Source organism: Roseateles sp. NT4, assembly GCF_051857475.1.
Taxonomy (GTDB): domain Bacteria; phylum Pseudomonadota; class Gammaproteobacteria; order Burkholderiales; family Burkholderiaceae_C; genus Pelomonas.
The window spans coordinates 1,090,065-1,108,495 of record NZ_JBPZGZ010000002.1 but is presented as its reverse complement, the minus strand read 5'-3'; the positions used below and the strand labels follow the sequence as shown (position 1 = coordinate 1,108,495).

18 protein-coding genes are annotated in these 18,431 nt (G+C 68.3%); 12 read left to right on the top strand and 6 right to left on the bottom strand.

Annotated elements, in window-relative coordinates:
* Positions 1–29 precede the first annotated feature (29 nt).
* Positions 30–743 carry a peptidylprolyl isomerase gene (locus ACS5PN_RS14845; protein WP_439464742.1) on the bottom strand — a complete coding sequence of 238 codons (714 nt, stop codon included), beginning with the start codon at positions 741–743 and terminating at the stop codon, positions 30–32.
* Positions 744–890: 147 nt separating this feature from the next.
* Between ACS5PN_RS14845 and ACS5PN_RS14840 the strand changes: the two genes are divergently transcribed.
* Positions 891–1,736, top strand: a complete 846-nt coding sequence (locus ACS5PN_RS14840) for an FKBP-type peptidyl-prolyl cis-trans isomerase (protein ID WP_439464741.1) — start codon at positions 891–893, stop codon at positions 1,734–1,736.
* A gap of 14 nt (positions 1,737–1,750) precedes the next feature.
* Positions 1,751–2,218 (top strand): FKBP-type peptidyl-prolyl cis-trans isomerase, encoded by a 468-nt coding sequence (locus tag ACS5PN_RS14835; RefSeq protein WP_439464740.1) that lies wholly within the window; start codon positions 1,751–1,753, stop codon positions 2,216–2,218.
* Here the strand turns inward: ACS5PN_RS14835 and panC are convergent.
* Both panC and panB read right to left on the bottom strand, forming a co-directional pair.
* Positions 2,211–3,047 carry a pantoate--beta-alanine ligase gene (panC, locus tag ACS5PN_RS14830; RefSeq protein WP_439464739.1) on the bottom strand — a complete coding sequence of 279 codons (837 nt, stop codon included), beginning with the start codon at positions 3,045–3,047 and terminating at the stop codon, positions 2,211–2,213. The two genes, ACS5PN_RS14835 and panC, sit on opposite strands and share 8 nt — an antisense overlap.
* A 164-nt stretch (positions 3,048–3,211) precedes the next feature.
* Positions 3,212–4,018: a 3-methyl-2-oxobutanoate hydroxymethyltransferase gene (panB, locus tag ACS5PN_RS14825; RefSeq protein WP_439464738.1), complete on the bottom strand. Its 807-nt coding sequence runs from the start codon at positions 4,016–4,018 to the stop codon at positions 3,212–3,214.
* 65 nt (positions 4,019–4,083) lie between these two features.
* Here panB and ACS5PN_RS14820 point away from each other — a divergent pair, with 65 nt between their 5' ends.
* The 3 genes from ACS5PN_RS14820 to katG all read left to right on the top strand — a co-directional run bounded on the left by ACS5PN_RS14820 (position 4,084) and on the right by katG (position 8,077).
* Complete coding sequence (locus ACS5PN_RS14820; protein WP_439464737.1) at positions 4,084–5,007, top strand: hydrogen peroxide-inducible genes activator; 924 nt, start codon at positions 4,084–4,086, stop codon at positions 5,005–5,007.
* A gap of 79 nt (positions 5,008–5,086) precedes the next feature.
* Positions 5,087–5,809 carry a mobilization protein gene (locus ACS5PN_RS14815; RefSeq protein ID WP_439464736.1) on the top strand — a complete coding sequence of 241 codons (723 nt, stop codon included), beginning with the start codon at positions 5,087–5,089 and terminating at the stop codon, positions 5,807–5,809.
* 102 nt (positions 5,810–5,911) lie between these two features.
* On the top strand, positions 5,912–8,077 hold the full coding sequence (gene katG / locus ACS5PN_RS14810) for a catalase/peroxidase HPI (protein WP_439464735.1): 2,166 nt from the start codon (positions 5,912–5,914) through the stop codon (positions 8,075–8,077).
* Between the two features lie 132 nt (positions 8,078–8,209).
* Here the strand turns inward: katG and ACS5PN_RS14805 are convergent, their stop codons facing one another.
* Complete coding sequence (locus ACS5PN_RS14805; RefSeq protein WP_439464734.1) at positions 8,210–10,027, bottom strand: methyl-accepting chemotaxis protein; 1,818 nt, start codon at positions 10,025–10,027, stop codon at positions 8,210–8,212.
* A gap of 158 nt (positions 10,028–10,185) precedes the next feature.
* Between ACS5PN_RS14805 and ACS5PN_RS14800 the strand changes: the two genes are divergently transcribed.
* The gene (locus tag ACS5PN_RS14800) at positions 10,186–10,680 is read left to right on the top strand and encodes a Dps family protein (protein ID WP_439464733.1); all 495 of its coding nucleotides are present in this window, start codon (positions 10,186–10,188) and stop codon (positions 10,678–10,680) included.
* Positions 10,680–11,285: an AraC family transcriptional regulator gene (locus ACS5PN_RS14795; protein WP_439464732.1), complete on the top strand. Its 606-nt coding sequence runs from the start codon at positions 10,680–10,682 to the stop codon at positions 11,283–11,285. Before ACS5PN_RS14800 ends, ACS5PN_RS14795 begins: the two co-directional genes overlap by 1 nt.
* Here the strand turns inward: ACS5PN_RS14795 and ACS5PN_RS14790 are convergent.
* The gene (locus tag ACS5PN_RS14790; protein WP_439464731.1) at positions 11,260–12,270 is read right to left on the bottom strand and encodes a fatty acid desaturase; all 1,011 of its coding nucleotides are present in this window, start codon (positions 12,268–12,270) and stop codon (positions 11,260–11,262) included. The genes ACS5PN_RS14795 and ACS5PN_RS14790 overlap by 26 nt on opposite strands.
* Positions 12,271–12,497: 227 nt before the next feature.
* On the opposite strand from ACS5PN_RS14790, the gene ACS5PN_RS14785 reads away from it, so the two are divergent.
* The 5 genes from ACS5PN_RS14785 to ACS5PN_RS14765 all read left to right on the top strand — a co-directional run bounded on the left by ACS5PN_RS14785 (position 12,498) and on the right by ACS5PN_RS14765 (position 17,026).
* The gene (locus tag ACS5PN_RS14785; RefSeq protein ID WP_439464730.1) at positions 12,498–13,070 is read left to right on the top strand and encodes a hypothetical protein; all 573 of its coding nucleotides are present in this window, start codon (positions 12,498–12,500) and stop codon (positions 13,068–13,070) included.
* Complete coding sequence (locus ACS5PN_RS14780; RefSeq protein ID WP_439464729.1) at positions 13,067–14,080, top strand: sensor histidine kinase; 1,014 nt, start codon at positions 13,067–13,069, stop codon at positions 14,078–14,080. The genes ACS5PN_RS14785 and ACS5PN_RS14780 overlap by 4 nt, the downstream gene beginning before the upstream one ends.
* Complete coding sequence (locus tag ACS5PN_RS14775; RefSeq protein WP_439464728.1) at positions 14,077–14,766, top strand: LytR/AlgR family response regulator transcription factor; 690 nt, start codon at positions 14,077–14,079, stop codon at positions 14,764–14,766. The genes ACS5PN_RS14780 and ACS5PN_RS14775 overlap by 4 nt, the downstream gene beginning before the upstream one ends.
* A 149-nt stretch (positions 14,767–14,915) precedes the next feature.
* Positions 14,916–15,341, top strand: a complete 426-nt coding sequence (locus ACS5PN_RS14770) for a DoxX family protein (protein ID WP_439464727.1) — start codon at positions 14,916–14,918, stop codon at positions 15,339–15,341.
* A 56-nt stretch (positions 15,342–15,397) separates the two neighbouring features.
* On the top strand, positions 15,398–17,026 hold the full coding sequence (locus ACS5PN_RS14765; RefSeq protein ID WP_310267540.1) for a peptide chain release factor 3: 1,629 nt from the start codon (positions 15,398–15,400) through the stop codon (positions 17,024–17,026).
* Positions 17,027–17,028: 2 nt separating this feature from the next.
* On the opposite strand, the gene ACS5PN_RS14760 is transcribed toward ACS5PN_RS14765, so the two are convergent.
* A complete protein-coding gene (locus ACS5PN_RS14760) occupies positions 17,029–18,225 on the bottom strand; it encodes a hypothetical protein (protein ID WP_439464726.1) in 1,197 nt (398 codons plus the stop codon).
* Between the last annotated feature and the right edge of the window lie 206 nt (positions 18,226–18,431).

Sequence of the window (18,431 nt, the reverse complement as noted above, 5' to 3'; positions counted from 1 at the left end):
GTACTCCTTGGACGAGGGGCTCACTTCCGTTATTTCAGCCTCTGTGCCCAATACACCAGCACCTCGGTGCGCGGCTGGATGTCGGTCGGGCTGTAGGTGTAGGTCGGCACGACATTGATGGCATCCATGGTGTTCAGCCCGGAGATGATGCGGCCGAACACGGCATAGCCCGGGTTGGCCGGGCTCTGGTAGTCCAGGCTGGTGTTGTCGTTGACGTTGAAGAAGAACTGGCTGGTCGCCGAATCGGCATCGCTGCGGCGGGCCATGGCGATGGTGCCGCGCAGATTGGACAGCCCGTTGTTGCTCTCCAGCTTGATGGGTGCGTACAGCGGCGTCTTGGTGAACATGCCGCTGGTGTAGCCACCGCCCTGGATGACGAAGTCGCGGTCGACGCGGTGGATCAGCGTGTTCGTGTAGAAGCCCGCGGACACGTATTTGTAGAAGTTGGCGACCGTCTGCGGCGAGTAGGTGTCGTAGAGCTCAACGACGATCTCGCCGCTGCTGGTCAGCATGCAGACCGTGCCCCATTTGCTCGCGGCCGACGCGGCCAGGCCCGCCGCGCTGCAGGACAGCGTGGGCGGATTGGGGTTGGGATTGGGGCGCGGGTACTGCGTGCCACCGCCGCCGCCCCCACCTCCACCACCCCCGCCGACATCGATCTCGACGCCGCCACCGCAGGCGCTCAGCGCGGCTGCCGTGCCCAGGGCAAGGACGAGGCTCAAGAATCGGGTGGGCAGGCGCATGGACTTCTCCGGTGACGGTCTATTCGATGGGATCAACGCCAGGCTTCGCGTCATGTTGACTCTGCTTACAAGCCTTTACCTGTGCTGGCTATAGTCCGCGCCGCCGCCACGAGCGGCGCTTTGTTCCACCCTTTGGTCGTATTCCCCATGTCCCTGCTTCGCACCCGCCGCCTCGCCCTTCTGCTCGCCCTGAGCGCCAGCCTTGGTCTCACCGCCTGTGGCGGTGGTGGCGGCAGCTCCGGCACGCCCGCCAACAGCGACCCGAACGGCTGGGCTGCAGTGACCACGTTGAAGACGACGGACAACACCGTCGGCACCGGCGCCTCGGCCGACACCGGCAAACCCGTGCAGGTGACCTATACCGGCTATGTGTATGACGTGCGTGTCGCCGACACCAAGGGCACCAAGATCGACACCAACGTCGGTGGCACGCCTTATCCCTTCGTCATCGGCGCCAACGCCGTCATCTCTGGTTTTGATCAGGGCACGCAGGGCATGAAGGTGGGCGGAAAGCGCACCGTGACCGTGCCCGCCGCCATGGCTTACGGCAGCACCGGCTCTGGCACGGCTGTGCCGCCCAATGCCGCGCTGGTCTTCGACATCGAACTGGTCGCCGTGGACCCGAACAGCTGGACGACCGTCACCGCACTGGCAAAGCAGGACACCCTCATGGGTGCCGGCGCCTCGGCTGACGCGGGCAAGACCGCGACCGTGACCTACACCGGCTACATCTACGACAAGCGCGTTGCCAACACCAAGGGCACCCAGTTCGACAGCAACGTCGGCAAGACGGGCCTGCAGGTCAAGCTCGGCACTGGCGGCACCGCAGGCAGCGTCATCACCGGCTTTGACCAGGGCATCCAGGGCATGCGTGTCGGCGGCAAGCGCACCATCACCATCCCGGCCAGCCTGGCCTATGGCAACCTGGGCCAGGGCAGCATCCCCGGCGGCGCCGCCCTGGTCTTCGACATCGAGCTGACCGCCATCAACTGATCACGAGGTTGTCGATGCCCCTGCTGCTTTTGCGCCGCTCCGCCCTCCTGCTCGCCCTGAGCGCCAGCCTCGGTCTCGCGGCGTGCAGCCGCGGTGACAACGGCGCCAACGCCAACGCCATGGGCTGGAATACCGTGACCGCGCTGAAGGTCACGGACACCGCAGTGGGCAGCGGCGCGCAAGCCGACGCGACCAAGACCGTGTCGGTGAACTACACCGGCTATCTCTTCGACGTGCGCGCAACGGCCGACAGCAAGGGCACGCAGTTCGACACCTCGGTCGGCAAGTCGCCATTCACCTTCACGCTCGGCACCGGCGCGGTGATCCCGGGCTTCGACCAGGGCATCGCGGGCATGAAGGTCGGTGGCAAGCGCACCATCACCATCCCGGCCGCGATGGCCTATGGCAGCGCGGGTGCGGGAGGCGCGGTGCCGCCGAACGCCGCCTTGGTCTTCGACGTCGAGCTGACCGCGGTCAACTGACCTCGAGGTTGTCGATCAGCCGCGTGGTCCCGAGCCGCGCGGCGCCCAGAGCGACCAGGGGCTGGCCTTCGACGGCGGCCCCGAGGTCGTGCTGGCGACGCAGCGTCAGATAGTCCGGCGCCCAGCCGGCATCACGCATCGCTTGCATGGCATCGGCCTCGATGGCCGCCAAGTCGCGCTCGCCGGCCTGCCAGCGGGCGATGAGTGCCTTCAGCGTGCGCGACAGGCGCAGCGCCTCCACCTTCTCGGCTTCGCTCAGATAGCCGTTGCGCGACGAAAGCGCCAGGCCCTCGGCGCTGCGGCGCGTCTCACCGCCGTGGATCGCTATGGGCAGTGCCATCTGCGCCGTCATGCGGCGCAGCACCATCAGCTGCTGGTAGTCCTTCTTGCCGAACACGGCCAGCGTCGGCTGCACGATGTTGAAGAGCTTGTGCACGACGGTGCAGACGCCCGTGAAGAAGCCGGGGCGGAAATGGCCTTCGAGGACGTCGGCCAGCTCGGTCGGCGGGCTGACCTTGTAGCCCTGGGGCTCGGGGTAGAGCTCCTTCTCGCTGGGCGCGAAGACGATGTCGCAGCCCGCGCCTTCCAGCAGCTGGCAGTCGCGCTCCAGCGTGCGCGGATAGGTGTCGAAGTCTTCGTGGGGCGCGAACTGCAGCCGGTTCACGAAGATGCTGGACACCACGGCGCCGGCCGGGCCGACCAGCTCACGCGCCTGACGCACCAGCTGCAGATGACCCTCATGCAGATTGCCCATGGTGGGCACGAAGCCGCGCTGGCGGTGGAGGGCCAGGGCTTCGCGCAGTTCGGGGATGGTGTGGATCACTTGCATATCAGTTTTCCGGTATTGCGGGCCGAGCGCTGGGCCGCTCCCGAGCCGGCCCGCGCTGGCGATGTGCTTGCGGCTCGATGCCGCGAGCATCGCCGTCCCCTCGGGGGACCGACCAGGCTCGCCCGCGTTCAGCGTGGCGAGATTGGGCGAGGGGCAGTTTCATTTCAGAACCCGTGCACTTCGTTCACCGGGAAGGTCTTGGCCTTCACTTCTTCGACATAGCCCTTCACCGCGGCCAGCACCGAGTCCTTGCCGGTCATGAAGTCCTTGACGAAGCGCGGCTTGCGGCCGGGCGTGATGTTGAGCATGTCGTGCAGCACCAGCACCTGGCCCGAGGTGCCCACGCCGGCGCCGATGCCGATGACGGGCACGGGCGACTCGGCCGTGATCTCGGCAGCCAGCGCTGCCGGCACCATCTCGTAGAGCAGCATGGCGGCGCCGGCCTCGACGGCCTCCCAGGACTCGCGCTTCATGCGGGCGGCGCTTTCCTCGTCGCGGCCCTGCACCTTGAAACCACCCAGGGCGTTGACCGTCTGCGGCGTGAATCCCAGGTGCACGCAGACCGGGATGCCGCGCTCGCTCAGGAAGCGCACGGTCTCGGCCGTCCAGCCGCCGCCTTCGAGCTTGACCATGTGGGCGCCGGCCTTGACCAGGGCCGCGGCGCTCTTCCAGGCCTCTTCCTTGCTGACGTGATAGCTGTCGAAGGGCAGGTCGGCAATGATCCAGGCCCATTTGTGGCCGCGCGACACGCAGAAGGTGTGATAGACCATGTCCTCCAGGCTGACCGGGGCCGTGGAGCCGCGGCCCTGCAGCACATTGCCGAGGGAGTCCCCAATCAGCAGGATGTCCACGCCGGCTTCGTCCAGCAGGCTGGCAAAGGCCGCGTCATAGCAGGTCAGCATGGCGATCTTCTCGCCGCTGGCGTGCATCTGCGCCAGGCGCGGCAGGGTCATGGGCTTGCGGTCTGTCATGGCTGGCGTCTCCTGGAAAACCCTGGGGCACCCCCCGAGGCGGCCGCAGTGTAGCGTTCGGGCCTATGACCCTCACAGAGTTGCGCTACATCGTCGCGGTTGCCCGCGAGCGTCATTTCGGCCGCGCGGCGGAGGCCTGCTTCGTGTCGCAGCCGACGCTGTCGGTCGCCATCAAGAAGCTGGAGGAAGAACTCGACCTGAAGATCTTCGAGCGGGGCGGCAGCGAGGTGTCGGTGACGCTGCTGGGCGAGGAGATCGTGCGACAGGCCCAGTCGGTGCTGGACCAGGCCGGCGCCATCAAGGAGATCGCCAAGCGCGGCAAGGACCCGCTGGCCGGCGCCCTGCGCCTCGGGATCATCTACACCATCGGCCCCTATCTGCTGCCCGAGCTGGTCAAGCACACCATCGAGCAGTACCCGCAGATGCCGCTGATGCTGCAGGAGAACTTCACGGTCAAGCTGCTGGACATGCTGCGCACCGGCGAACTGGACTGCGCCATCATGGCCGAGCCCTTTCCCGAGGCGGGCCTGGCCACGGCTCAGCTCTACGACGAGCCCTTCGTCGTCGCCCTGCCGGCCGTGCACCCGCTGGCCACGCGCGAGACCATCTCGGCCGAGGAGCTCAAGCGCGAGACCATGCTGCTGCTGGGCACCGGCCACTGCTTCCGCGACCATGTGCTGGAGGTCTGCCCCGAGTTCGCCCGCTTCAGCAGCGACGCCGAGGGCATACGCCGCAGCTTCGAGGGCTCGTCACTGGAAACCATCAAGCACATGGTGGCCTCGGGCATGGGCGTGACCGTCGTCCCCCAGCTGTCGGTGCCGCGCGACCCGACGCCGCATCTGCGCTTCGTGCCCTTCAGCGATCCCATCCCGACGCGTCGCGTCGTGCTGGCCTGGCGGCGCAGCTTCACGCGCTACGAAGCCATCGCGGCCCTGCGCAACGCCATCTACGCCTGCCAGCTCGAAGGCGTAGCCCGGCTGTCCCAGTAAGCGCTGCGGTGGCAATGCTGCGCCGCACAATGTTCTACTGCACGGGTCCTCACCCTCGCGCCCCCGCGCGCCTCCCGCCATGAGCCACCCTCCTGTCGACACCACGGCCGGTGCCATCCACTTCGTCGGCGGTGAAAAAGGCGGCGTGGGCAAGTCGCTGCTGTCGCGCCTGCTGGCGCAGTACTTCATCGACAAGGGCATCCCGTTCACGGGCTTTGACACCGACCGCTCGCACGGCGCGCTGCTGCGCTTCTATGCCGACTACGCCTCGGCCGCGCTGGTCGACAGCTTCGAGGCGCTGGACGCCATCGTCGAGAGCGCCCTGGCCGAGCCGGGCCGGCGCGTGCTGGTGGACCTGGCCGCGCAGACGCATGCGCCGCTGGCGCGCTGGATGGATGAATCCGGCGTGCTGGACCTGGCCGCCGAGTCCGGCGTGGCCGTGCAGTACTGGCATGTGATGGACGCCGGACGCGATTCGGTGGACCTGCTGGCCCGCCTGCTCGACCGCTTCGGCGACCGCCTGCGCTATGTGCTGGTGCTGAACCAGTTGCGCGGCGACGACTTCTCGCAGTTGGAGCGCTCCGGCCAACTCGAGCGCGCGCTGGCGCTGGGCGCCCGCACCATGCCGCTCAAGCATCTGCAGGACGCCGTGCTGCGCAAGATCGACGCAGCCGACGCGAGCTTCTGGTCGGCCCGCAACGCCACCAGCAGCGAAGGCGCCAAGCTGGGCCTGCTGGAGCGCCAGCGCCTGCGCGTGTGGCTGGCGCAGGTGGAGAGCGAGTTGACGCGCCTGGGTGTGTAGAGCGCCACTCAATTTTGGCTATCGGTAGCTTAGGTCTATTCAACCCACGGACCGAATAGCCGTCACTAAGCTTCTCCTTCCCTGACCCCCAAAGGAGCTGACATGACGCAAGCCGGAGACACCACCGCGGGCAAGTGCCCCTTCCACCACGCCGCCGGCAGCGGCACCAGCAACCGCGATTGGTGGCCCCAACAGCTCCGCGTCGACCTGCTGAACCAGCATTCGAGCAAGTCCGACCCACTGGGTGAGGACTTCAACTACGCAGAGGCCTTTGCCAAGCTCGACTACGCAGCGCTCAAGGCCGACCTGGTCCAGCTGATGACCGACAGCCAGGACTGGTGGCCCGCCGACTTCGGCCACTACGGCCCGCAGATGGTGCGCATGGCCTGGCACGCCGCCGGCACCTACCGCACCACCGACGGCCGCGGCGGCGGCGGGCGCGGCCAGCAGCGCTTCGCGCCGCTGAACTCCTGGCCCGACAACGTCAACATCGACAAGAGCCGCCGCCTGCTGTGGCCCATCAAGCAGAAGTACGGCCAGGCCATCTCCTGGGCCGACCTCTTCATCCTTGCCGGCAATGTGGCCCTGGAGTCCATGGGCTTTCGCACCTTCGGTTTCGCCGGCGGCCGTGAGGACGTCTGGGAACCGGACATGGACGTCGCCTGGGGCGCCGAGACGAAATGGTTGGCCGACGACAAGCGCTTCGAGGGCGAGCGCAGCCTGATTGCCAGCGTCGGCGCGACTCATATGGGTTTGATCTACGTGAACCCCGAAGGCCCCAACGCCAGCGGCGACTACCTGGCCGCAGCCAAGGACATCCGCGCCACCTTCGGCCGCATGGCCATGGACGACGAAGAGACCGTCGCGCTGATCGCCGGCGGCCACACCTTCGGCAAGGCCCACGGCGCCGCACCCGAGCACCACAAGACCGCCGAACCCGAGGGCGCCAGCATCGAATCGCAGGGCCTGGGCTGGACCAGCGGCTTCGGCGGCGGCCATGGCAAGGACACCATCTCCAGCGGCCTGGAAGTCACCTGGACCCAGACGCCGGCGCAGTGGAGCAACCACTTCTTCGACAACCTGTTCAAGTTCGAGTGGGAGCCGATGACCTCACCCGCCGGCGCCAAGCAATGGGTGGCCAAGAACGCGCCCGAGGACATCCCCGACGCGCACATCCCGGGCAAGTTCCACAAGCCCACCATGCTGACGACGGACCTCACGCTGCGCTTCGACCCCGAGTTCGGCAAGATCTCGCAGCGCTTCCGCGACGACCCACAGGCCTTCGCCAATGCCTTCGCCCGCGCCTGGTTCAAGCTGACCCACCGCGACATGGGCCCCAAGGCGCGCTACCTCGGCCCCGAAGTGCCCCAGGAAGACCTGATCTGGCAGGACCCGCTGCCGGCCGCCATCCATCACCCCACGCCCGGCGACATCGCCGACCTGAAGGCGAAGATCGCCGCCTCGGGCCTGTCCGTTGGCGAGCTGGTCTCGGTGGCCTGGGCCTCGGCCTCGACCTTCCGCGGTGGCGACAAGCGCGGCGGGGCCAATGGCGCCCGCATCGCTCTCGCGCCGCAGAAGGACTGGGCCGTCAACCAGCCGGTCGCCCAGGCCGTGGCCCGGTTGGCCGAGATCCAGAAGGCCTCAGGCAAGGCGTCGCTGGCCGATGTCATCGTGCTGGCCGGCGTCGTCGGCGTCGAGCAGGCCGCCAAGGCGGCCGGCGTGGCCGTCGAAGTGCCCTTCACGCCGGGCCGCGTCGATGCGACCCAGGCCCAGACCGACGTCGAATCCTTTGCCCCGCTCGAGCCCCTGGCCGACGGCTTCCGCAACTACAGCAAGGGCAATCTGGGCGCCTCCACCGAGGCCCTGCTGATCGACCGCGCCCAGCTGCTGACGCTGACCGCCCCCGAGCTGACCGTCCTCGTCGGCGGCCTGCGCGTGCTCGGCGCCAACACCGACGGCAGCAAGCACGGCCAGTTCACTGACAAGCCCGGCACGCTGAGCAATGACTTCTTCGTCAAGCTGCTGGACATGGGCACGGTCTGGAAGCCGACCGACGCGACGACCGAGGTCTTCGAGGGACGCGACCGCAAGACCGGTGCCGTCAAGGCCACCGGCACGCGCGCCGACCTGATCTTCGGCAGCAACTCGGTGCTGCGCGCCTATGCCGAGGTCTATGCCAGTGCCGACGCCAAGCAGAAGTTCGTCAAGGACTTCGTCGCCGCCTGGAACAAGGTCATGAACCTGGACCGTTTCGACATTCACGCCTGAAGGAGAACGACAAGATGAAGCAAGTCGCACGCACCGCTCAGCGCGGCTTCGGCTGGTTTGTCTTTGCCAGCGGCAGCCTCGTCGCTCTGGCCTTGATCGGCCGCTGGCTGGGCCACTGAGGCCCTCCGGGTCTCAGCCCGCCAGCCGGAACGCACTCACCGCTGCCGCGAGGCGCTCGGCCTGCTGCTTGAGCGCCTCCGCGGCGGCCGCAGATTCCTCGACGAGGGCGGCGTTCTGCTGCGTCAGCGAGTCCAGATGGCCGACGGCCGTGCTGACCTCGCTGATGCTGCCGCTCTGCTCGCTGCTGGCGGCGGCGATCTCCTGCATGATGCCGGTGACCTGACCGACCGAGGTGACGATCTCGGTCATCGTCGCGCCGGCGTCGGCCACCAGGCGCGAACCACTCTCCACACGCTCCACCGACGCCGAGATCAGCGTCTTGATCTCCTTGGCCGCATCGGCCGAGCGCTGCGCCAGCGAGCGCACCTCCGAGGCCACCACGGCAAAGCCGCGGCCCTGCTCGCCGGCCCGCGCCGCTTCCACCGCAGCATTCAGGGCCAGGATGTTGGTCTGGAAGGCGATGCCGTCGATGACGCCGATGATGTCGGCGATGCGGCTGGAGCTGCTGCTGATCTCCTGCATGGTCGTCACGACTCGCGACACCACGTCGCCGCCGCGCTGCGCCACCATCGACGCCGCCACCACCAGCTGGTTGGCCTGTTGCGCACGCTCCGCGTTGAGCTTGACCGTGTCGGTCAGCTGCTCGGTGGAACTGGAGGTCTGCTCCAGGCTGCTGGCGGTCTGCTCGGTGCGGGCCGACAGGTCCTGGTTGCCGACGGCGATCTCCTGCGAGGCCGTGCGCACCGACTCGCTGCTGTCGCGGATCTCGCGCAGCACGCCGCTGAGCTTGTCGACGAAGGTGTTGAAGCTGCCGGCGATCTCGGCCAGCTCGTCCTCGCCGGCCGTGCTGACGCGCCGCGTCAGGTCGCCGTCGCCGGAGGCAATGTCCTGCATGACCTCGTTCAGCTGCGCCAGCCGCTTCAGCCGTGCAGCCACCAGGCCACCGATGGCCAGGCCCGCCAGCACCAGCACGACCACCGCCGCCAGCAGGGAGCTGATCGCCAGGCCGCGCAGGCCGGCCAGGGCTTCGGACTTGTTCAAGGCGATGACCAGCACCCAGTCGGTGCCCTTGACCTCGGTGGCCAGCAGCTCATGGCTGACGCCGTCGATGTCGGCGGACTCCAGCTTGGCGCCGCCGGCCAGCTGGTGCAGCCGCTCCGCCGTCAGGCCGGCCACTGCATCCTTGGCCGGCGTGCCACCGCGCTTGAGGTCGGGGTGGGCGATGAAATTGCCGTCCTTGTCGGTCAGGAAGGCAAAGCTGCTCGGCGTCGGCCGGATGGACTTGACGATGTTGACGACGTTGTCGAGGAAGACGTCGCCCGCTGCCACGGCCGTCGCCTTGCCGCCCTCCTTCACCGCGACGGCGAAGGTCACCACCATGCGCTGGGTCGCGGCGTCCTTGTAGGGCGAGGTCAGCACCGCGCCGCTGGCGCCGGCGGCCAGCAGATACCAGGGCCGGCCGGTCGGGTCATAGCCCTCGGGCAGGGTCTGGGGCGCATTGAAGAGGATGCGCTTGTCGGCGAAGGCGACGTAGCTGTTGTCGAAGCCGCCGGAGTCGTGCGCCTGCACGAGGAACTTGACCGCATCGCCCTCGGGCACCGCGGCCACCGGCATGGTGGATTTCACGACGGCCGCCTTGGACGCGGCCCAGTCCGAGATCGCCTGGGCCTGGGCCTGGGCGAGGCCCAGGGTGTTCTTCTGCAGGTCGCCCAGCACCTGGCTGCGCGCCGTCAGGTAGTTGGCGACCGCCAGGGCCAGCAGGCCCAGCATCATGGCGCCCACAGCGAGCGTGACGAGCTGCGCGCGCAGGGACTTGAACTTTGCAAGCATGGGATCCCTCCAGTTGCCGGCTGCCAGGTCTTGCGGCGCCGTTGCCTCACCCTGGCGCCGACTCTATCGACGGCCCCGCGCGCCGTCCATCCACCCCTGTACACACCGGCAACGCTTGAATCCGTTAGGCTCGCCGCATCACGTTCACGGAGTCGCCCATGGCCAAGAAATCCGCCGCCCCATCCATCAGCATCGGCATCAACGAGAAGGACCGCGCAGCCATCGCCGCCGGCCTGTCCAAGCTGCTGGCCGAGACCTACACCCTCTATCTGACGACGCACAACTTCCACTGGAACGTCACGGGGCCGATGTTCAACAGCCTGCATGCGATGTTCATGGCCCAGTACACCGAGCTGTGGAACGCCGTCGACCCCGTCGCCGAGCGCATCCGCTCCCTGGGCTTCCCGGCGCCCGGCAGCTATGCCCAGTTCGCCAAGCTCAGCGGCCTGCCCGACGCACCAGCCACGCCGCCCAAGGCCATGAAGATGGTTGAGGTGCTGATGCAGGGCCACGAGGCCGTCGCCCGCACGGCGCGCGCCCTCTTCCCTCTCGTCGACAAGGCCGGTGACGAGCCCAGCGCCGATCTGCTGACGCAGCGCCTGACCGTCCACGAGCAGACTGCCTGGATGCTCAGGAGCCTGCTGGAGGAGTGATGAAGGTCGCCGTCCTCACCTTCGACGGCTTCAACGAGCTCGACAGCTTCATCGCGCTGGGCCTGATCAACCGGCTCTTCGCCCAGGGCTGGTCGGCCGCCATCACCAGCCCGAGCGCCCAGGTGACGTCGATGAACGGCGTCACCGTCACGGCCCAGCAGCCGCTGGAGTTCGCCAACGAGGCCGATGTCGTGCTGTTCGGCAGCGGCATCCACACCCGCGCCATCGCCAACGACCGCGTGCTGCTGGACCGGCTGCAGCTCGACCCGGTGCGCCAGCTCATCGGCGGCCAGTGCTCGGGCACGCTGCTGATGGCCCGGCTGGGACTGTTGGCCGACATGCCCGCCTGCACCGACTCGACCACCAAGCCCTGGGTGGTGGAAGCCGGCGTGCGCGTTGTCGAGGAGCCCTTCCACGCCCGCGGCCCCATCGCCACGGCCGGGGGCTGCCTGGCCTCGCAATACCTGGCCGCCTGGGTCATGGCCTCGCGTGCCGGCCTGGACGCCGCCCGCAGCGCGCTGACCTATGCGGCGCCGGTGGGCGAGAAGGAGGCCTACGTCGAGCGCGTGCTCGGCGTCGTCAAGCCTTTCCTGCCGACGGCCTGACCGCGCGGGTGGCCTGGCGCAGCCGGCCAACGCCCTCGGCCACGGAGCCCACCGTCACCTGGTGGTACTCCGAGCCGGCCGGCAGCTGCTCCATCAGCCGGCGGTGGGCCGTGGGCATGGCGTGATAGGGCAGATAGGGCGCCACATGGTGCAGCGCATGAAAGCGCAGGCCGACGGGGCAGAGCAGCACCGAGATCGGCCCGTTGGAATCGACGTTCAGCGAGTCCAGCAGCTGGCCGCGCGCATCGCGCCCCTCGGCTTCCTCGACGTAGAGATGGGTGCCGCCCATGGCGCGGATGGTGTTCAGCGTCGCGATGGCGATCACCAGCAGTGCCCAGGCCGCGACCCAGGCCCAACCGGCAAACAACCCGACGGCCACCAGCGTCCAGGCCCAGGCGCAGCACCACCACTCGATCTTCAGCGCCTCGGCGCGGGCGCTCTCCTTGATGGCCGGTGCCCGGAAGGGCATGCGCAGGGCCATGTGGACGAACTCCGGGATAATCTTCTCGCGGATGGGCGGCAGCACGGCGGCCAGCGGCGTCAGGAGGCCAAAGCGCACCCACAGGGCCAGCGGCAGCGCCAGGTTCAGCGCGAACAGCTTGGCGCTGGCGCTGCCGGCGCGGTTGTGGAACTGGTCGTACTCACCGTCTTCCTTCGTGCCGTAGGTCGCCTTGTTGTGGTGGCCCTGGTGGATGGGCAGATAGAGCATGAAGGGGATCAGCAGCGGCACGCCCGACAGCGCATGCCAGGTCAGGCGAAATCCCTTCATGCCCTGTTGATGGAAGATCTCGTGGATGAAGGCCAGGCTGCGGTAGAGCAGCAGCACCGCCGCGACGAAGGCCAGCGCCCGCACCCCGGTCAGCCCCGGCAACACGGCGACGGCAAAGCAGGCCCAGCCGAGCACCGCGCAGAGCAGCAGGTCCGTGAAGAAGATGGCTGGCCGCGGCTCGCGCAGGTCGGCCACCAGTTCCTGGACCCGCTTCATGTCGACCTGTTTGTCCATCGCGCCCCCCGACCTGGCTAGACCCGGCAACGATAATTCAGCAGGCTTCGGCGCTCCAGCGCTTTGCGCGGCTCATCCCCCGTCTTGATGTCGGCTTTTTGACCCTTGCTGCACGCTCAACGACCGTTCGCCCCATCGCCTCGGCGGCAGCCCCCGGCGGCCCTAGCCTGCGTTCAGACCGATCCGGGTCTGCAACGGGAGATTGATCGATGAAGACCTATGCACTGGCCGCCGCGACCGCGGTGGGAACCCTGGCCACCGCCCTGGCCGTCACGCCGGAACTGCCGGCCGGCTGGCTGCAGACCGGCGATGCCAAGACCTGCCGCGGCCAGGTGCTGCCGGCCTCCGGCGGCCCCAGCGCCAAGGCCTTCACGCTGAGCTGCAAGGCCGGCACCGAGGGCTACTCGACGCTGATGCAGCAGATTTCCGGCGCCGATTACGCCGGCAAGCGCGTGCGCCTCAGCGCCCGCCTGCATGGCGAGCAGCTCGAGGCCTGGGGCGGCCTGTGGATGCGCGCCGACAGCGGCCAGCGCGCCGGCACGGCCTTCGACAACATGAACGACCGGCCGCTGCGCGGCAGCTTCGGCTGGCAGACGGCCCAGGTCGTGCTGGACATCCCGGCCGATGCCACGGCTTTGAGCTTCGGCTTCCTGCTCAACGGCGCCGGCCAGCTGCAGGCCACGCAGTTCGCCATCGACGTCGTCGCCAGCGATGTGCCGACGACGGGCCAGAGCGGCGCCCCAGTGCTGCCGCGCCAGCCCAGCAACCTGACGCCCTCTTGAGCCGCGACCTGAGCTGGCAGGGGGGCGAGCTGGCCCAGGCCCTGCGCGAGGAAGGCCTGGGCTGGCAGCGGCCCGGCCCATTGCTGGCCGGCTTGGTCCTGTTCAGCCTGGCCGCGGTCTGGTGGCGCGGCCACCCGGCCTGGGCTCTGTCCCTGGGCCTGTGGCTGGGCCATGCAGCGACCGACGGGCTGAGCGGCCTGCTGGCGCGTCATCGCCGTGAGCTGCCCAGCCTGCTGCCGCTGGCCCTGCTGCTGGGCGCGGCCCTGGGTTGGGCCGTCGAACAGGTGCTGACGCCGCTGCCACTGAGCGCCGAGGCCCGCCTCATCCGCGCCTGGCTGCACCTGGGCTTTGGCACGCTGCTGCTGGGCCTGCCCCTGCTGCAGGGCCTGCGCCGGCTGCGCGCGGTGCGGCGCGTCGAACAGGAAAGGGCGCGACTGCGGGCCGAGCTGCAGATGCTGCAGGCCCAGATCGAGCCCCATTTCCTGTTCAACACCCTGGCCACGCTGCGCAGCTTCGTGCGCCAGGGCTCGGACCGCGCCCTGCCGCTGCTGGACGCCGTCACGGGCTTCCTGGACACCGCCCTGGAGCGCGTGCGCCGCACCGAGTCGACGCTGGGCGAGGAATGCCAGATCGTCGAGCACTACCTGGCCATCATGGCCCTGCGCCTGGGCGGGCGGCTGAGCTGGCGCGTCGAGGTCGACGAGGCATTGCGCGGCCTGCCCCTGCCGCCGCTGATGCTGCAGCCGCTGGTGGAGAACGCCATCCAGCATGGCATCGAGCCCAGCGAGAGCGGCGGCGAGGTGCGGGTGCAGGCCCTGCGGCAGGACGGCCATCTGCAGCTGCGCGTCATCAACAGCGGCTGCCCCCTGAACCCTGGCGAGCCGGCCGGCCATGGCCTGGCCCTGGCCAATCTGCGCCAGCGCCTGCAGGCCTTGCACGGCGACCACGCCGCGCTGACCCTCGCCACCAACGCCGACGGCCTGACCGAAGCCACGCTGACCCTGCCATGACCACCGCCCTCATCGCCGACGACGAACCCCAGCTGCTCGACGAGCTGCAGCAGCTGCTGGCCGAGGCCTGGCCCGAGCTGGACATCGTCGGCCGCGCCCGCAACGGCACCGAGGCGCGCCGGCTGCTCGATGAGCTGCGCCCCGACATCGCCTTCCTCGACATCCGCATGCCGGGCATCGACGGCATCTCGCTCGCCGGCCTGGCGCCCGCTGGCACGCGGCTGGTCTTCGTGACAGCCCATGCCGAGCATGCGCTGGAAGCCTTCGAGCACGCCGCTGTCGACTATCTGCGCAAGCCGGTCACGCCCGCCCGCTTGGCCGCCACCGTGCAGCGATTACAGGCCGGCGCGGACGCGGGCCGGCTGCGCTTCCTGCAGGCCTGGACGGGCAACACGATGAAGCTGCTGGACGTCGACCAGCTGGCCGCGCTGCGCTCCGAGCTGCGCCACACCCGGGCACTCAGCCAGGATGGCGAGAACCTGCTGCTGCGCACCTCGCTGGGCGAGCTGATGGAGCAGCTGGACCCCCAGCTGTTCTGGCAGATCCACCGCGGCTCGGTCGTCAACGCCCGCGCCATCGAACGCATCGAGCGCCGCGACGACGGCGAACTGTGGGTGCACTTGAAGGGCTTGAACCAGCCGCTGCCGGTCAGCCGCGCCCACCGGGGGCGTTTTCGCGGGATGTAGGCGCCCAAAACCCGGCCGCGCAAGCTGAATCAGACTGATTCAGAACCGATTCAGGACAAAACAGGGGGCAATCCACAGCATGCGGGCCAGCCGGCCATCGCTTAGAGAGGGTCCGGCCCTGCCTCACCCCGACTCCTGAAAGGTCTGTCATGTCCGACTTCCGCTCGCGTTTTCCCATCGCCCCGCTGACCCTGCTGCGCCTGACGGTGGCGCTCTTCGTCGCCCTGCACGGCTGGGTGCGCTTCGTCCATGGCGACGCGCTGGGCTTCGGCGTCTATGTCGAACAGCATGGGGTGCCGCTGGGCCGCTGGCTGGGGCCGGCGGTCACCGCCTACGAGATGCTGGCCTCCATCGTGCTGGCCAGCGGGCGCTTCGTCTTCCCGCTGAGCCTGGGCTTTGCCGCCATCTACATGGTCGGCATCCCGGTCTACCACTGGCCCAACGGCTGGTTCTCGTCGGGCAGCGACGACGGCTGCGAATACCCCACGCTGATGATCATCTGCTTCCTGTGCCTGGCCTGGCAGCACGCGCCGGGTGCGCTGCGCGCCCGCTGGCCGGCCCTGTTTGCCGCCTGAAGGGTGGCCGTGGAGGCTGGCAACGATAATTGCCGGTTAGTCCCGCTCCAGCCTCTATGTCCGAACCCATCGCCAGCCGCATCGAGACGGAAGTCCGCCGCCGCCGCACCTTCGCCATCATCAGCCACCCCGACGCCGGCAAGACCACGCTGACGGAGAAGCTGCTGCTGTTCTCGGGCGCGATCCAGATCGCCGGCTCGGTGAAGGCGCGCAAGGCCAGCCGCCATGCGACCTCGGACTGGATGGAGATTGAAAAGCAGCGCGGCATCTCGGTGGCCTCGTCGGTCATGCAGATGGAATACCGCGACTGCGTCATCAACCTGCTGGACACCCCGGGCCACCAGGACTTCTCGGAAGACACCTACCGCGTGCTGACCGCCGTGGACGCGGCGTTGATGGTCATCGACGCGGCCAACGGCGTCGAGCCGCAGACCCGCCGCCTGCTGCAGGTCTGCCGCGCCCGCAACACGCCCATCCTGACCTTCGTCAACAAGATGGACCGCGAGGTGCAGGAGCCGCTGGCGCTGATGGACGAGATCGAGCGCGAGCTGGGCATGACGGTCGTGCCCTTCACCTGGCCGGTCGGCATGGGCAAGCAGTTCCACGGCGTCATGGACCTGCGCCAGCAGCGCATGCGCGTCTTCGCCCCCGGCGAGGACCGCGCCGCCGGCACGGAAGAAGTGCTGGAAGGCCTGGACAACCCCGCCTATGCCGAGCGCTTCGGCATGCAGTACGACAACGCCAAGGGCGAGATCGAGCTGGTGCGCGAAGCCGCGCCCGAGTTCAGCCACGACGACTTCCTGACGGGCAAGCAGACGCCGATGTTCTTCGGCTCGGCCGTCAACAACTTCGGCGTGCAGGAGGTGCTGGACGCTCTCGTCGAGCTGGCGCCGCCGCCGGATTCGCGCCAGGCCATGCAGCGCACCGTGCAGCCGGAGGAGCCCAAGTTCACCGGCGTGGTCTTCAAGATCCAGGCCAACATGGACCCCGCCCACCGCGATCGCATCGCCTTCGTGCGCGTGGCCTCGGGCCGGTTCGAACGCGGCATGAACCTGAAGGTGGTGCGTTCCGGCAAGAGCCTGCGCCCGAACAGCGTCGTGACCTTCATGAGCCAGAAGCGCGAGCTGCTGGACGAAGCCTTCGCCGGCGACATCATCGGCATCCCCAACCACGGCGTGCTGCAGCTGGGCGACACCATCACCGAAGGCGAGGCCCTGCAGTACACCGGCCTGCCCTTCTTCGCGCCGGAAATGTTCCGCGCCGTCGAAGTGGCCGACCCGCTGAAGACCAAGCAGCTCAAGGCCGGCCTGCAGCAGCTCGGCGAAGAAGGCGCCATCCAGGTGTTCCGGCCCATCGCCGGCAGCGTGCTGCTGCTCGGCGCCGTCGGCCAGCTGCAGTTCGAAGTCGTCGCCCACCGCCTGGAGCACGAATACGGCTGCAAGGCCCGCATCATGCCCAGCCGCTTCCAGGTGGCGCGCTGGGTCACCTGCGACGAGCCGGCCGAGCTGAAGCGCTTCATCGACGCCAACGACCACCGCATGGCCTACGACGCGGTGGACGCGCCGACCGTGCTGGTCGAGTACGCGCCGGAGCTGCGTGCCATCGAAGCCAACTGGCCCAAGATCAAGTTCCACGCGCTGCGCGAGCACGCGGGCCTGGTGTTCCAGCAAAGGCTGGATGGCTGAGGCTAGCGGGCCTGCCAGCTGCCGGCCGAGCGACCGGTCAGTTTCTCCAGATCGCTCCAGACGCTCCGCTGCTGCGCGGCTAAGTCGTCGATCAGGCCGCGCATGGCTGCATCGAACACGCCAGCCTTCATCTGCGCACAACGCTGCATGCAGGCGCGCAGGCGCTCGGCTGGAGGCAAGGCGTCGAGGTCCAATCCTGAACCATAGGGTCCGTCCAGCCTGCCATCTGCACATGCGGAAGTGCAGCTCAAATCACGCAACTGGTTGCGGCAGCGCTCAGGGGTGATGGGCTGCGAATTGATCGCCAACAGCACATCCAGATTCCCCGCCACATCAGCAGCAGGGCGCACCCGCAACTCGACGGGTCGATCATGAGGCTGCAAGCGCAGCAGCGTCCTGACCAACAAGCCCTGATGCCTCAAGTGCCTTGCAAGTCCTAGCGATTCAATCTGCGCATCGCTGGGGCTCCATCCGCGCGCGTACTTCACCACCTGCTGGTAGGCGATTGTGTTCGTCGCGATCAGCAGCGACGAACTCTGCCTTCTCTCACGCTTGGCCGCCTCCTCCACGATCGCCGTGACGATGGCAGGAAAGTGACGACCTGCGTCAGCAGGAACCTCGATGGGGAACTCCAACGCCCGCAAAGCACTCGCGCCGCTGACTGCGAAACCCTTGTCGGCGCCCGCCACGTAGAGTACAAGCCAGTCGGTCTGGTGGGCTGCGATGCCGGGCAGCAAGCGCCGCAACGGCAGCTGATCACTGCTCGGCAAGTCGATGCGCCAGGCCGGCAGCGCGCAACTCGAAGCCGCACAGAAGGCATGCCGCAGTTCCGTTCGTTCGCCAGGCCAATGGAATGACGGTGAAGGCCCGATTCGCCCCCATTTCTGACCCGCGGGACATAGATCGAATCCCTGGTGTTTTTCCAACCGCGGGGCGCCAAACCGTTCCAGGTCCATCAATGCTTCGGCATCGACGGACTGCCAATGTTGGCCCGGAAACTCACCGAGCAGTGAGCGAGGCGCTCGCACGATGAAGTGCGAATGCCGCCCATCACGCACCCACAAGCCCACCGGCCAGGCACCACTGGCATCTGCGTCGGCCCGCCCGACGACGACGTTACGGTCATCGACCTCCGCCAAGACAGGCGCAGCCAAGCACAACACGCACATCATCGCTGCAAGCCAGCAACGCCACTTCATTCGCTCACCACTTGCCCGTCAATACACATCGGGCGGCGATGCTAAGGCCTGGATTGAGTCCAGCAAAACAGCCATTGCCAACGCGTCTTGGATAGCCACGCGCGCCGTGTCACCCGAACGTCGGCCGAGGAGCTCGAGGCGGTGAATGGTGAGCCGGTAGCTGGGCGCCGCGGACTTGGCCCGCGGCCACGGCGGTCGGTTTTCGA